Origin of the sequence: Lysinibacillus sp. FSL W7-1291 (genome assembly GCF_038593415.1) — a bacterium.
GTDB classification, from domain to species: domain Bacteria; phylum Bacillota; class Bacilli; order Bacillales_A; family Planococcaceae; genus Lysinibacillus; species Lysinibacillus fusiformis_D.
In genome coordinates this window covers 646,293-660,807 of the sequence record NZ_CP151994.1, presented here as the reverse complement: position 1 = coordinate 660,807, position 14,515 = coordinate 646,293, and the positions used below count along the sequence as shown (strand labels likewise).

General features: G+C 36.0%; 11 protein-coding genes and 1 pseudogene. 6 read left to right on the top strand and 6 right to left on the bottom strand.

Going from position 1 to position 14,515, the window contains the following annotated elements; all coding sequences use genetic code 11:
* Nucleotides 1-177 precede the first annotated feature (177 nt).
* Together NST76_RS03020 and NST76_RS03015 are read right to left on the bottom strand one after the other, a co-directional pair.
* Nucleotides 178-852: a response regulator transcription factor gene (locus tag NST76_RS03020; RefSeq protein WP_036121104.1), complete on the bottom strand. Its 675-nt coding sequence runs from the start codon at nt 850-852 to the stop codon at nt 178-180.
* A 34-nt stretch (nt 853-886) separates the two neighbouring features.
* Nucleotides 887-2,035, bottom strand: a complete 1,149-nt coding sequence (locus NST76_RS03015; RefSeq protein WP_036121108.1) for a sensor histidine kinase — start codon at nt 2,033-2,035, stop codon at nt 887-889.
* Nucleotides 2,036-2,200: 165 nt separating this feature from the next.
* Between NST76_RS03015 and NST76_RS03010 the strand changes: the two genes are divergently transcribed.
* Together NST76_RS03010 and NST76_RS03005 are read left to right on the top strand one after the other, a co-directional pair.
* Entirely contained in the window at nt 2,201-2,836 is a 636-nt protein-coding gene (locus NST76_RS03010; protein ID WP_036121111.1) for a YigZ family protein, read from the top strand.
* A gap of 148 nt (nt 2,837-2,984) precedes the next feature.
* On the top strand, nt 2,985-4,040 hold the full coding sequence (locus NST76_RS03005) for an LCP family protein (RefSeq protein WP_058843858.1): 1,056 nt from the start codon (nt 2,985-2,987) through the stop codon (nt 4,038-4,040).
* Nucleotides 4,041-4,224: 184 nt separating this feature from the next.
* Here the strand turns inward: NST76_RS03005 and NST76_RS03000 are convergent.
* Together NST76_RS03000 and NST76_RS02995 are read right to left on the bottom strand one after the other, a co-directional pair.
* Nucleotides 4,225-4,536 (bottom strand): annotated as a pseudogene (locus tag NST76_RS03000) (transposase); the annotation flags it as partial.
* A 296-nt stretch (nt 4,537-4,832) separates the two neighbouring features.
* Complete coding sequence (locus NST76_RS02995; protein ID WP_036121117.1) at nt 4,833-5,900, bottom strand: MraY family glycosyltransferase; 1,068 nt, start codon at nt 5,898-5,900, stop codon at nt 4,833-4,835.
* Between the two features lie 225 nt (nt 5,901-6,125).
* Between NST76_RS02995 and secA2 the strand changes: the two genes are divergently transcribed.
* Nucleotides 6,126-8,489: an accessory Sec system translocase SecA2 gene (secA2, locus tag NST76_RS02990; protein WP_036121120.1), complete on the top strand. Its 2,364-nt coding sequence runs from the start codon at nt 6,126-6,128 to the stop codon at nt 8,487-8,489.
* Complete coding sequence (locus tag NST76_RS02985) at nt 8,489-9,385, top strand: accessory Sec system S-layer assembly protein (protein ID WP_036121124.1); 897 nt, start codon at nt 8,489-8,491, stop codon at nt 9,383-9,385. The genes secA2 and NST76_RS02985 overlap by 1 nt, the downstream gene beginning before the upstream one ends.
* A gap of 87 nt (nt 9,386-9,472) precedes the next feature.
* Here the strand turns inward: NST76_RS02985 and NST76_RS02980 are convergent, their stop codons facing one another.
* Nucleotides 9,473-10,366 (bottom strand): C40 family peptidase, encoded by an 894-nt coding sequence (locus tag NST76_RS02980; RefSeq protein WP_036121127.1) that lies wholly within the window; start codon nt 10,364-10,366, stop codon nt 9,473-9,475.
* 250 nt (nt 10,367-10,616) lie between these two features.
* Between NST76_RS02980 and brnQ the strand changes: the two genes are divergently transcribed.
* Together brnQ and NST76_RS02970 are read left to right on the top strand one after the other, a co-directional pair.
* Nucleotides 10,617-11,948, top strand: a complete 1,332-nt coding sequence (brnQ, locus tag NST76_RS02975; protein ID WP_340812562.1) for a branched-chain amino acid transport system II carrier protein — start codon at nt 10,617-10,619, stop codon at nt 11,946-11,948.
* A 189-nt stretch (nt 11,949-12,137) separates the two neighbouring features.
* Nucleotides 12,138-13,505, top strand: coding sequence for a S41 family peptidase (locus tag NST76_RS02970; protein ID WP_340812561.1), 1,368 nt, complete (start codon nt 12,138-12,140; stop codon nt 13,503-13,505).
* A 45-nt stretch (nt 13,506-13,550) separates the two neighbouring features.
* Here NST76_RS02970 and NST76_RS02965 read toward each other — a convergent pair whose 3' ends face one another.
* Complete coding sequence (locus NST76_RS02965; RefSeq protein ID WP_342504118.1) at nt 13,551-14,150, bottom strand: helix-turn-helix domain-containing protein; 600 nt, start codon at nt 14,148-14,150, stop codon at nt 13,551-13,553.
* Between the last annotated feature and the right edge of the window lie 365 nt (nt 14,151-14,515).

Genomic DNA, 14,515 nt, shown 5'->3' with positions numbered 1-14,515 from the left:
ACGTTCTGTTAGTTTTCATGTTTATACGTATAAACAGTCCCGTTTAGCAATGTTACAAAATTGTGAATAGCCTCTTCATGATTTCGTAAACCTTTATAAATAATTACCAAAAAACAATAAAAAACTGTTTTAAAAACTACTTCAATAGAAAGTAGCCTTTAAAAACAGTTTTAGCACTTATCGTACTTCCACCCAACCATTTTTAATGGCTGTTACAACAGCTTGTGTACGGTCATTAACATTCATTTTTTGTAGAATACTTGAAACGTGGTTTTTAACCGTTTTTTCAGAGATAAACAATGTCTCACCAATTGTACGGTTTGATTGACCATCTGTTAATAGCTGTAATACTTCACATTCACGTTTAGTTAATAAATGGAATGGACGACGAATTTCTGTTTGGTGGAAGTTCCCTTTATTTTCGTGTTCAGATAGGCGTTTGAACTCAGCTACTAGGTTTTTTGTTACTTTTGGATGTAAATAAGATCCACCATTAGCAACGACTTTGATCGCTTCAACGATTTCATCAGCATCCATCTCTTTTAACATATAGCCAAGAGCACCTGATTTTAATGCATGTGTCACATATGTTTCATCATCATGGATCGACAGCATAATCACTTTCGCATCAGGAAAATCATTGATTAACTCTGACGTTGCTTCTACTCCATTTTTACCTGGCATGTTAATATCCATTAATACAACATCTGGTTCGTTTTCAGCATATAACGTAACCACGTCAGTACCATCATCACCTTCAGCTACTACATCAAACGTATCTTCAAAATCTAAAATGCGTTTTACTCCTTCGCGGAATAGCTGGTGATCGTCTACAATTATAATCTTTGTCATTTGTCTTTACCCCCTAAATTTCTGCAACATTGCATCACTCTACTTCTAACGGTATTTTAAATAAAACCGTTGTCCCTCGATTGATTTCACTAGTAATCGTGATTGTACCATTTAAAATTTCAATACGTTCTTTCATTCCTAAAATCCCAAAGGAATGGTCTTTCACTACTTGTGGATCAAAGCCAATGCCATCATCTTTCACAACGATATTGACAGCTTCTTTTAACCACTCAAGCTTTACCCAAATGTCTTTACATTTTCCATGCTTCATGGCATTTGTTACGCATTCCTGCACTAATCGGAAAATGGATACCTCATAATTTGAAGGTATACGTTTTTCTGTACTTCTCGATTGGAAATGAACTTCAACACCTGGATTATATTCAGTTACTGTCGATAAATACTTCTTTAATGTCGGAACAATTCCCAAATCATCAAGTGCCATTGGTCGTAGATCATAAATAATACGTCGCACCTCAGATAAAGCATTTCGCACCGTTTTCTTTAAATCAGCAATTTCAGCCAATGCATTTTCAATACCCTTTTCACGATACGTTCTATCTATTAAATCAGTGCGCATTAGTACATTTGCAAGCATTTGAGCAGGTCCATCATGAATCTCTCTTGATAAACGCTTACGCTCTTCTTCTTGAGCTGCAATAATACGTATCCCAAAATCTTGCTTCATTTTTGCTTGTTCAAGCGCTAAACCAACATTTTTTAAATCTGAAGTTAAGTAATTCAAAATGACATTTACCTGATTGACAATATGATCAGCACGTTCAATCGTATCGAGTAATCCTCTTAATCTTCTCTCTAGATCATCTCTTTTATCGCGTAGCTGTTTTTCTTGCGTTCTAATAACGGAGAGCTTTACCTGGAAATCATGTGCAGTTTCATATGCTTCTCTAACTTGTTCTTCGGTATAATTATCAAAAGCTTTACTTACTAATACAAGTCTTTGCTTAGCAAGCTGCGTACTTTTTTCCAGAGCATCGCCTTCATCAATTACAATTGATATTTGTTTTCGAACAATTTCCAGCTCTTTTTGCATATCTTCAAAGCTTCTTCGGCTTTGTTCACTTATAATAAAGATGTCATCCTTTGAGCTCATGATTGTATCTAACATTCGATTGAAAATGTCATCAAGCGACTTTAAATCGAAGGTATCATTTGAAAACATAGTATACTCCCCAGTCTAATGTCTTATGATTACTCACTATTTTAATAGACCAATTTCATATATTCCATAGTCTACACCCATTATAGCATTACCATGCTAAAATTTAATGCTTTTTCTACACGAAAATTATAGAATAGAACTCTAATTAAAAGGAGATTGATACGGATGAGAGAAAACTATTTAACAGTAAAAGGATATGGTGAAAGCGAAATTGTTATTTCCAAATCCCGCTTTCTCACTTATATAGAACGTGCAGAAACGGAAGAGGATGCAATTTCCTTTATAGATCGTATAAAAAAAATGCATCATAATGCAACACATAACTGCTCAGCCTATATTATTGGTGAGCATGATCATATTCAAAAAGCGAATGATGACGGGGAACCTAGTGGTACGGCTGGCGTCCCTATGTTAGAGGTCTTAAAAAAACAAGGCTTAAAAGATACGGTCGTCGTAGTTACTCGCTATTTTGGAGGTATTAAGCTCGGTGGCGGTGGTCTCATTCGTGCTTACGGGAAAGCGACAACAGAGGGTCTCATTGCTGCACAAGTAGTTGAACGTAAACTCCATCATTTCATGAAGGTAGCCATTGATTACACATGGCTAGGGAAAGTCGAAAATGAAATAAGAGGTTCATCTTACTCTTTAGAGGAAATACGGTATTTAGAGGGTGTCGAAATCATTACTTCTGTGTTAAAAGAGGAAGAAGAGCAGTTCCGAAATTGGATTACAGAAATCACAAATGGACAAGCATCCATTACATTCGAAGATGCTCAATTTATAGAATTTATTGTCAAATAAATAGTTTTAATTGTCGAAACTAAATATGCATAGTATAATTTTTTTGTTAGGCTATTTTTATTGACCATTCGTTTGCTTTATTGTAATTGAATAAAATTTAGCTTTATCGCATTATTATTCCCAATAATTAGAGGAGAATATATCTAATATGAAAAAAAGATCTGTTAAACCGTACAAAAAAAGATCTTCTAAAGCTTCCTTAATTATAAAAGTTACACTACTATTAGTTGCCAGCTTGGTGATTTGTGTAACGGCTTATGGTGTTTACCTTACAAAACAGGTAGAGCATGCTGCAAACTCAGCATACGAGGAATTAGAAGGTCGACAGGTTTCTACTCAGCGAGAAGAAAAAGTAGAGCCAGTACATGATAATGTATCTATTTTATTTGTCGGGGTTGATGATAGTGATAATCGTGGACAGGGTTCTGAAAACTCACGTTCCGATGCACTTATTTTAGCTACGTTAAATAACAAAACACATACAATTAAAATGTTAAGTATTCCTCGTGATTCTTACGTTTATATTCCTAAGGTCGGTTATAAAGATAAAATTACTCATGCTCATGCAATGGGTGGAACACTTACTACTATCGAAACAGTAGAACAACTATTTGACATTCCAATCGACTATTATGTGCGTATGAACTTCAATGCCTTCATTGACGTTGTCGATGCACTCGGTGGTATTGAAGCAGAGGTACCTTATGCTTTACACGAATTAGATGAATTTGATAAATTCACAATCAATTTACAGCCAGGCTTACAGCATTTAAACGGTAGTGAGGCTCTTGCCCTTGCAAGAACACGTAAGCAAGATAGTGATATTGAGCGTGGTAAACGTCAACAAGAAATTCTTTCAGCTATTATCAAAAAAGTTGCTTCTGTTGGTTCCATCACAAAGTATGATGATGTCATTAAAGCCCTTGGTGATAACATGAAAACAGATATGACATTCACTGAAATGAAATCCTTCATATCTTATTTATCAAAAGGTGCTCCACGTATCGACTCTTTAACATTGGATGGTACAGATGACATGTCTACTGGTATTTATTATTATCAGTTAAATCAGGATTCTGTAGATGAAGTGAAGGAAATCTTCAATAACCATCTTGGACGAAATGAAAGTTCATCAAGCCTAACAAGTGGCAATACTTCAGGAACAGACAGTGCTGCAAGCGATGATAATTCAGCCATTGAATAACCAGTAATGACTTTCCAAAGCCCCTAGACAAGCCATCTTGTCTAGGGGCTTTTTATATTACTTCCCCAAAGATTAAACTGCTCTTTTCATTTACCCTGTCATGAACTAGTTAAACAAGCCTATTTTAGCTTTCCTCCCTTTCTATTTCCTATACATTCTAATGGTAATGTCCGTCAGTAATAGTTCACTCAAAGTTGCTATTTATGCTTATCAATAAGAAAGACATTGAGAAGCGCTCTTTTAAGCTATACATCCAAGTAGCCAGTTTCTTTGGCAGCAAAAGTAAGCCTCACCTGCATGAACAATGTTTTTAGATCTCTTAAGGTTTTCCATCACAATCCATGCTTTTGCTTCGCGTCCGCAAAGACACATTCAATCGTCTCTTTGCGCTTTGCATAAATTTGTTTGCTGTCATAGGAATGTCGTAAATGTTCAGCTTCCTCTAAATATAATTCCCAAATATGGTGTTGAATGAGTTATTTTCTGTACATTGTGATGCATGGTTATATTGGCAATACGCCATATTCGTTGCGATTTCTTTCATTTTCGTACTAAATGCTTCTTAGGTACTTATTAATCGATCGTTAACATCTCTAATCGTTCACGATGAAGTATTTTATGTAGAAGCTGATTGGTGCGAAGTAGTGGCAATAACAAAGCGAGGGAAGCAGCTCGCCCCCGCCCTTAGCATCAATCAACGGTTTTAATTAAAAAAAGACTGTAGATAAACTCAAAAAAATTGAGTTTATCTACAGTCTGAGCAATCATACAAAATGTATGATTGCTTTCGTTTTATTTACTGAAAATCCGTACAAAGTTTAATAATGGTCTATAGTTTTTACCTGCTAGCCCAATGACCTCAACAAAGATTTCAATGGCTGTTAAAATAACAGCTACAAGTAAAATAGCTCCCCATAATTTTGCCATAGAGAAGATGATCGCTGCTAATCCAAACATCATCGCGATGCCATAAATAATTAATACAGTTTGACGATGTGTAAAGCCCATATCCAGTAAACGATGGTGTAAGTGAGATTTATCTGGGTCAGACCATTTCTTCTTCATGCGTACACGACGAACAATCGCAAAGAATGTATCAGAAATCGGTACACCAAGAATAATAATTGGGATGATTAAAGCTACGAATGCAACATTTTTAAAACCAAGTAATGCCAACACGGAAATCATAAATCCGAGGAACAATGCCCCTGTATCACCCATAAAAATTTTCGCTGGGTGGAAATTATAAAATAAGAAACCAAGTGAAGCTACAGCTAAAATGGCTGCTAGCGCTAAAACAAACATATTGCTCATAATAAACGCCATGATTGCTAATGTAATGAGTGCAATTGTAGAAACACCTGCAGCTAGGCCATCTAAGCCATCAATTAAATTAATAGCATTTGTAACCCCAACAATCCAAATAATTGTTAATGGGATACTTAGTAAACCAAAGTCTAATGTACCTAAGAATGGTAAATTAACCATTTCAATTTGAATTCCACCTACAAAAACAACAATTAGTGCGGCACCTAGCTGACCAATCATCTTTGCCTTGGCAGAAATCTCACGCATATCGTCAATAACACCAGTGGCAACGATAATACAAGCACCTATAATGATTGCTAACAAAGATTCGGGACTACCATGTTTAGTATGGATTAAAAATGAATATAAAATCGTCACACCAATTATAAACGCAAGGAAAATGGCTAAGCCGCCAAGTCTTGGCATAATTCGAGCATGTACTTTTCGGTAGTTTGGTGCATCAACAGCACCTATTCTAAACGCTAAACGTTTCACTAATGGAGTTAACAAAATGGATGCAACGAACGCTGCTATTAAAGACACGTAAAGCATGTCTCTCCTCCTCAAATAAATAATCTACATTGAAATCCAAATTGATTATAGCATGAACAAGCATTGAAATATACTTTTTCTAAACATTTTCCACGATTTCACAAATATTTTGTACATTTTAGCATTCATAGATTCCTATACAGTCAATTGTAGTCACCATTCGCAAAATTTGATAAAATAATGAAGTGTCTAGCATGTAGACAACTTTAAAGGAGCGTATATTTCATGTTCTCAATTTTCAAAAGTAACAAAGAGCAAACTAGTGCTCGTCAATTAAAGCGCTACTATAAAATAGTAGATCAAATTAATAATCTTGAAGAAACGTATGTTAACAAGTCAGATGCTGAATTAAGAGAAATGACTTTTATTTTCAAAAATCAATTAGAACAAGGTGAGCCTATTACATCAATCATCCCGGACGCCTTTGCAGTTGTACGCGAAGCCTCAAAGCGTGTATTAGGTATGCGTCATTTTGATGTACAGCTTATCGGTGGTCTTGTATTGACTGAAGGCAATATCGCTGAAATGCCTACAGGTGAAGGTAAAACACTCGTTGCTTCCCTTCCCTCTTATGTACGAGCATTAGAAGGTAAAGGCGTTCACGTTATCACAGTAAATGATTACCTTGCAAAACGAGACTATGAGTTAGTTGGTCAAATCCATCGGTTCCTTGGCTTAACTGTTGGTTTAAATGTACCGATGATGGAGCAAGATGAAAAAAAATTAGCTTACAACGCAGATATTACATACGGTGTTGGAACTGAATTCGGTTTCGATTACTTACGTGATAATATGGCCCATAGCTTGGCAGATAAGGTTCAACGACCATATCACTTTGCCATTATTGATGAAGTAGATAGTGTCCTGATTGATGAGGCCAAAACACCTCTCATTATCGCAGGTAAAATGGCATCGAATAACGAATTACATCAAATTGCTGCCATGCTAGCCAAACGTTTCAAAGTCGAGGAAGATTATGATTTTGATGAAGAAACAAAAGCTACTTCCTTAACAGACAAAGGTATTGAAAAGGTTGAGGCTGCCTTCAATATTGATAATCTGTATGATTTAGAACATCAAACACTTTTCCATTATGTGATTCAAGCAGTTCGTGCACACGTCATGTTTAAACGTGATGTAGATTACATCGTTAAAAACGACAAAATTGAGCTTGTTGATATGTTTACTGGCCGTATTTTAGAAGGTCGCTCACTCTCTGATGGCTTACATCAAGCAATTGAAGCCAAAGAGGGCGTTACCATCACGGATGAAAATAAATCAATGGCGCAAATTACAATTCAAAACTATTTCCGTATGTATCCGAGACTTTCTGGGATGACGGGTACAGCGAAAACACAGGAAAAGGAAATTCGAGAAGTGTACGGTATGGAAGTTGTGCAAATTCCAACCAACCGTCCACGTCAACGTGTCGATCAGCCTGATATTATTTTTAGCACCCAAGAGGCAAAATATAAATATGTTGCAGCTGAGACTAAAAAACGTCATGAAAAAGGTCAACCAATTCTCATTGGTACAACATCAATCTTACAGTCCGAAACGGTTGCTGATTATCTAAAAAAAGAAAAATTAACTTTCCAATTACTCAATGCAAAAACCGTAGAGCAAGAAGTAGAGCTTATTTCACAAGCAGGTCAAAAAGGTCGTATTACTGTAGCAACAAATATGGCTGGTCGTGGTACAGATATCGTGCTAGGGGAAGAAGTGCATGATCTTGGTGGTTTATATGTAATGGGTACAGAAAAGCATGAAAGTCGACGTGTAGATAATCAGTTACGTGGTCGTTCAGGTCGTCAAGGAGACATAGGCGAAAGCCGCTTCATTCTCTCTATTGAAGATGATATGTTCCGTCGTTACGCAAAAGAAGAAGTTGAAAAATTCTCTGCAAAAATGGTCACAGATGAAAATGGCATTATTCAAAACAAAGAGGTGCAGGAGCTTATAGATCGTACGCAGCGCATTGTGGAAGGTTCTCAATACGGCATGCGTGAATACAACTTAAAACTAGATGATGTTATTAATGATCAACGCACGGTTCTTTATGGATTACGTGACAAAATTTTAGCTGGTGAAGACTTAATGGGCGAGCTAAAAAAAATGCTACGTGAAACAGTTGATTTTGCTGTTCGTGATGCTGCACCAGAAGATGTTTCTTCTATCGAATGGGATTATGATCGTATGGAGCAAACATTAAACTCACTATTCATTACGCCTGTTACAATCGATCGTGAGGTCGGAAGAATTAAACAGATACTAGCAGATATCGAACCATCTGAACTAGAACTACTTAATAAAATCGAAAAATTCTCTGAAAATGAGCAAATACTTCAAGCTATCCCTCAAGTTATGCTTAGCTACATCGATAGTGGCTGGGTAAGACATTTGGAAGCCATGGCGCATTTAAAAGAAGGAATAGGCTTACGTCATTATCAACAAGAAGATCCGATGCGAATTTACCAACGTGAAGGACTGGAATTGTTCGGTAAAAATTTCCAAGAACTACGTCGTTCAATCATTATAGAAATTACAAGCTTCATGAAAACAATTGAAGCACAGCAGGAGGAACAATAATGGGCTTATTTTCATTCTTTAAAAAATCAGACAAAATCGTTCAAGAAAACACAATTGACTCAAAAGACTTGCTAGGTACTGTTTCTACAAATAAAGGTGAAAACCGTGATGTTGAAACAAAGCTTTCTTTCCATCCAGAATGGGACGTACCTCAGGAGCAAAAATATATCTTTAACTTCCTTGCTAATGAGCTAGAACCATTGAAACCAAATCAATTATCTCTATCTTCTATTAGTATTGAAGAAGGTCGTGGTGGAAAATGGTTAGTACGTGCATTTTTCCGTTCATCTTTACCACAAGCGATTGAGCTAGGTGAAATCGAACTATTCATTATGGATAAAAATGATGAGCTTGTAGCATCTAAAAAATTCGATTTTAAAGCACTTGGCACAATTCCAGCAGAAAGTGCTCGTCCATGGGTATTCGAATTTGACAAGTCTACCATCAAAGTTGATGAGGTTCCTGAAGAAGGCTGGAAAATTGCCTTTAACCTTGTTTCCCTTCGCGGACACCAATTAGAGCTTGATCCATCTTGGGAAAAGCAATTACCAGCAGCTCAAAAAGAGGAGCTTGAAAAAATCGTTAAAACATTACCAGAGCTAGGCGAAACAGAGGTAAACTTCACAGGTTTACAGGCAAAGCTAGCTGAAAATGGTAATTTAAATGTATCGATCTTTATCCGCAATGGCCACAATAAAGCAATTAATCTTGAACAATTGCCATTAGAAATTATTGATGCAACAGGCAAACAAATTGCCAAAGGCTCATTTAAAATGGACCCAATCTTAACTGTACAACCAAACTCAACTAAGCCTTGGACATTTGTTTTCCCAGCAGAGCTTGTTGATGCAAATGATGCTGATCTCTCCCGTTGGACAGCGCGTGTTACACAATAACATCAAAACCCCCTTCTTTCGTTAAGAAGGGGGTTTGTTTATGTCATATAAAAAGTGATTTCTGCGTAAGCAAAAATCACTCCTTTTTTATTTCACACTATCAAAACGTTTATAAGCTACTAGTTTAGAAGACCAGTAAGTGTAAGTAACATCTGAAATTTCTACGCCATCTGTGCCCGCGTGGATGAATTTATTATCCCCAATATAAATGCCCATATGAGAAATACCTTCTTTATATGTATTTTCAAAGAAAACTAGATCTCCTGGTACTGGGTTTTCCACAAGTGTTGTGTTGCCATTAAAATACCCCTCACTACTTGTTCTTCCTATTTTTAATCCGCCTTGATTAAAGGCATAGAAAATAAATCCACTGCAGTCAAGACCCACTGGCGTATTACCACCGTATAGGTAGGGTGTCCCAACCAATGTATTTGCCACTTCAACTGTTTTTTTATAAATAGCTTGTCCATTTGCTGTAGGATCTTTATCTGTCACTTTGGATGGTGTGCCCGTATCTGAAGTCACATTATTATGTATAGATTCGCCCCCGGGTTTCACGGCTCCTGAAGAAATCTTTAATACTTGTCCAATGTAAATTATGTCTTTCTCAAGCTTGTTCCATTCCTGTATATCTTTAATTGACACATTATATTGCTTTGCAATTTTTGATAATGTGTCACCTTTCGCCACTGTATGAGAGCCAGCAGTAGGTTTGACAGATGTTGATGGGGTTGAAGGTTTTGTCCCCTCACTCGTTGTTTGCTTTTGAATTTCAAGCTTTTGAGCTACAAAAATCGTATCTTTCGATAGATTATTCCACTTCATAATATCCTCAATCGTAACTTGATGATGTTGCGCGATTTTGGATAAAGTATCGCCTTTTTGTACGGTGTAAGTTGCTGCTTCTGCTGTTTGTAGTGCTAAAAATGAAGTTGCGATAGTACTTAAAACAAGAATTCTCCATTTTTTTGTCTTTTGCATACCAAATTGCCTCCGTTCGTGCTAGAATATTTCCTTGTGTGTCTATCATACTAGATAACTGCTTCATGAAAAATCGGAAATACTGACTATTTTTCAAACATTTTAGTAATCCTATAGAATACGACAAAATCCGACTATATTGCAATAATATATTCATTGCCAGATTCTTGTTCCTATGATAACATACACTTCTGTATTTAAAATTTTTAGAAAGTTTTATCTTTTCAATCTTAAAGGAGTTTTTATACTTATGAAAAACATCTTGCATTTCATCAAAGGAAATTTAGCAGTAGGATTGCTATTATTTGCCTTATTCTTGGGTGCTGGGAATATTATTTTTCCACCGTTATTAGGTCAACAAGCAGGTGAAAATATCACAGTTGCTATGATCGGTTTCTTAATAACAGGTGTCGGTTTACCACTATTAGCTATCGTTGCTGTCGCCAAAGCAGGAGGCGATTTACAGCTGCTTGCCAATCGTGTTAGCCCTGCTTTTGGCGTAATCTTTACATCCATTGTTTATTTAGCCATTGGACCGTTCTTCGCTGTACCGCGAACTGGATCTGTGTCCTATGAAATAGGGATTGCACCGTTCCTTCCTGAAGCGATGAAGGGGCATTGGGCGCCGCTTTTAATCACATCTATTTTATTTTTCGCCCTAATTCTTTATCTCTCTATTAACCCTTCGAAGCTTGTCGATCGAGTAGGAAAAATCTTAACACCTGCCCTGCTTCTAGTTATTTTATTGCTCGCTGTCAAAAGCTTTATCTCTCCAATGGGAGAACCAGGGGAAGCAGCAGGAAAATATATTAGCTCTCCTTTTGCTGAAGGCTTTGTACAAGGGTACTTAACAATGGATGTTCTAAGTGCACTTGTTTTCGGTATCGTTATTTTACAAGCTTTACGTGATATGGGCATGACAGATAAGAAAAAGCAAGTTAATACGACGATTTTTGCTGGTGTGGTTGCAGCTATAGGTTTATCTTTTGTTTATATCTCACTCGGTCATATCGGGAATACAAGTATTACTGCAATTGGTGCCTCTGCCAATGGCGGAGATATTATTGCAAAATCAGCGGAAGTGCTTTTTGGTAGTCTTGGAAGTATTATTTTGTCTGCTACTATTTTACTAGCTTGTATATCAACGGCTGTCGGTTTATTAACTGCTAATGCCCAATATTTCCACAAGCTCTTCCCAAAAATCTCGTACAAGACATTTTTGATTGTCTTCACTATTATTAGTGCAGCTATTACAAATGTTGGTCTTTCAACAATTATTAGTGCATCTTTACCTGTACTGTTAATCATTTATCCACTGGCGATGGTATTGATGGTATTATCATTAGCGGACCATTTCTTTAAAGGTGGACAAATTGTTTATATTTTAGCGCTCATTCCAACTTTCCTTGTTAGCCTTTACGGTGGCTTAAAAGAAATGAAGGTAGAAATCGCGCCGTATGAAAACATGCTAAAAGCATTGCCTCTGTATGAGCAAAATTTAGGATGGCTTTTACCAGCCATAGTTGGCGCATTTATTGGCATTATGATTCATAAGCTAACTAATAACGCCTCAGCGAAATAAAAAAATAATTTATTGGAATCTGCTTGCTGTTCATAACAAGCAGATTCTTTTATCTTATTTAATCCCCCCACAATTCCTACAGCTCATGTATAATAAAAAATAGATACTCAATTGTAAAATGTATCCATCCATTAAACACCTAATGAGCATGGTGCATTCCTTTTTCGAGTTCTAGAAAAGAGGTGTCCAATGAAAAAATTAATGTGGTCGTTTGTATTTGTTCTAGCCTTCTTTCTAATTCCTTTCACGGCTACTCATGCTGCAAGTAATGATCAACAGCTTATGAAGGAAATTAAGGAGATCATTAAAAATACTTATGTTGGAACAATCGATGGAAACTTAGAGAAAGCCACGTCCATCTCAGAAATCATGGAGATGCTTGATCCATATTCCACTTATTTTACAAAGCAAGAATTTGAGGATTATATGAATAGCATTAACCTATCAACAATTGGGATTGGTGTTATAATTGAAGAACACGAAGATGGGATTCATATTTTACAAGTAATTGAAGGTAGCGGCGCCTTTGAAGCTGATATTAAGGCTGGAGATATCATCATTGCCGTTAATGGTGAATCTATTATTGGTCGCTCTACACAAGAAACCTCTTCCCTCTTAATCGGTAATGAAGGGACCCAAGTGAAGGTTACAATCAAGCATAATAATGAAACAACAACGACTAAAACTATTACACGAAAAAAATTCACATTACCAAATGTACAATCTGAATTACTGTTTGGGCATGTTGGCTATATTTCGTTGGCTTCCTTTTCTGAAGATGGCGCACAGCTTGTCAAAAAAGCGCTTATTGACTTAAAACAACGTGGTGCAACATCGTTCATATTGGATTTACAAAATAATGGTGGGGGTTACGTGACAACAGCGGAAGAAATGACAGGATTATTCCCATCTGCTAAAATCGCCTATTTATTAGAGGAAGCACACGCCTCCTACACAATACCAGCAGTTCACCAAAATACAAAATTTCCAAAAAATACTCGTATTCTCGTGAATCGCTATAGTGCTAGTGCTTCTGAAATGCTTTCCGCCTCACTAAAAGACCAAAAGGCGGCTATATTATATGGTGAAACAACCTATGGAAAAGGTGCTATGCAAGGCTTTTATACCTTACATGATGGAAGTTATTTAAAGCTAACAGTCGGTAAATTTACAGGACCTGCTAGTCAGATTATTCACGAAGTAGGGGTTAAGCCAAATATACAAACAACATCAGCTCCTATTTTCCAAGCACATTTTGATGCTCTAAAGGAACAGTATCCAAAATATAGAAAGTTATCTACTGCAAAGAGTAATGCAACAAAAGAAAAAGTAAGTGTGAAAATCCCTGCAGTTCTTTCTTCACAAATTGCTAAAGATCACGTTCAACTAGTTGCTTTAGGGGCAAATGAAGTATCTATAACTGCTAAAGTTGAAGGGCAAACACTTGTCGTTACCCCAGCAAAACCTTTAGTAGCAGATCAAGAATATATGCTACTTATTCATGCAAATAGCAAGGGTCAAAAAGGCTACTATCAGCATATAAAAATAAACCAGTAAAAAAATTCCTCTCATCGATAGACATTTTATCGTTGAGAGGATTTTTTATATCGTTTTTTTTGTTTTCCAAAAATATAATTGTATAATATCATTTGCCAGATCAGCAGGTAATCTTTTTTGCTCTAATAAATAAATTATGATGAGTCGCTCCATTGATCCGACTAAGCTGTCTATCATTATTTTCATATCCACACTATACATCTGCAAATCTTTGTCGCAATCATGAAGATAAATTAGGTGGATAATTTGCTGTGTCAGTTGTTTTTTCACTATATGGGATTGCTCTGATTCGATAAAACCGATTTTTGTCAATTTGGGATTTTCCGTAATATAAACGAACAAGTTTAATAACTTTTGCTCTAACAGCGTGACAAATCCTTTTAAGCCGTTTTCAACAATTTCAGTTGATTGACTTTCCAGCGCTTCCAAAAATCCACTTTGGAATTGTATATTTAAATCATTATAAAGGGCATCCTTGCTTTTAAAATACAGATAAAAAGTAGGCTGTGTTACATTGGCAGCCTTTACAATGTCACTAATTTTTGTCTGATAATAACCTTTATCAGAAAATAGCTCTATCGCTTTTTCAAGTAAGATTTGTTTGCTTCGCTCTCCATTTGAATTAAATTTTCTGCCTCTTGCCATACTTTCCACCTTATCTTAGTTTAAAGTAGTCATATTGCCTTCAGTATTACAAATCAAAAGTAACTATATCTTCACAAATTGTACATATTTTATCCATGATTATACACCATTCTATTATAATACACCCACTTTTTTTTTACTATGAACTACTATTAATATGATATTTATAATGGAAATAAAAAAGTAATTATCTTAGAATTTCTTCTAAAGATAATTACTTTTAACATTATATTAAAATACCAAAAGGACTCAAAAATCAATTGAGCACCTTGATTAAATATCAGAAAATTCCCTTAACAATTACATGCTTTGTGTAATACACATACCTTTCAACATAATTCAAAACTATTATTTTGAAAAGTCCC

Coding starts and splice junctions, on each gene's coding strand:
- NST76_RS03020 (WP_036121104.1), bottom strand. CDS start 852: ATGACAAAGATTATAATTGTAGACGATCACCAGCTATTCCGCGAAGGA.
- NST76_RS03015 (WP_036121108.1), bottom strand. CDS start 2,035: ATGTTTTCAAATGATACCTTCGATTTAAAGTCGCTTGATGACATTTTC.
- NST76_RS03010 (WP_036121111.1), top strand. CDS start 2,201: ATGAGAGAAAACTATTTAACAGTAAAAGGATATGGTGAAAGCGAAATT.
- NST76_RS03005 (WP_058843858.1), top strand. CDS start 2,985: ATGAAAAAAAGATCTGTTAAACCGTACAAAAAAAGATCTTCTAAAGCT.
- NST76_RS02995 (WP_036121117.1), bottom strand. CDS start 5,900: ATGCTTTACGTGTCTTTAATAGCAGCGTTCGTTGCATCCATTTTGTTA.
- secA2 (WP_036121120.1), top strand. CDS start 6,126: ATGTTCTCAATTTTCAAAAGTAACAAAGAGCAAACTAGTGCTCGTCAA.
- NST76_RS02985 (WP_036121124.1), top strand. CDS start 8,489: ATGGGCTTATTTTCATTCTTTAAAAAATCAGACAAAATCGTTCAAGAA.
- NST76_RS02980 (WP_036121127.1), bottom strand. CDS start 10,366: ATGCAAAAGACAAAAAAATGGAGAATTCTTGTTTTAAGTACTATCGCA.
- brnQ (WP_340812562.1), top strand. CDS start 10,617: ATGAAAAACATCTTGCATTTCATCAAAGGAAATTTAGCAGTAGGATTG.
- NST76_RS02970 (WP_340812561.1), top strand. CDS start 12,138: ATGAAAAAATTAATGTGGTCGTTTGTATTTGTTCTAGCCTTCTTTCTA.
- NST76_RS02965 (WP_342504118.1), bottom strand. CDS start 14,150: ATGGCAAGAGGCAGAAAATTTAATTCAAATGGAGAGCGAAGCAAACAA.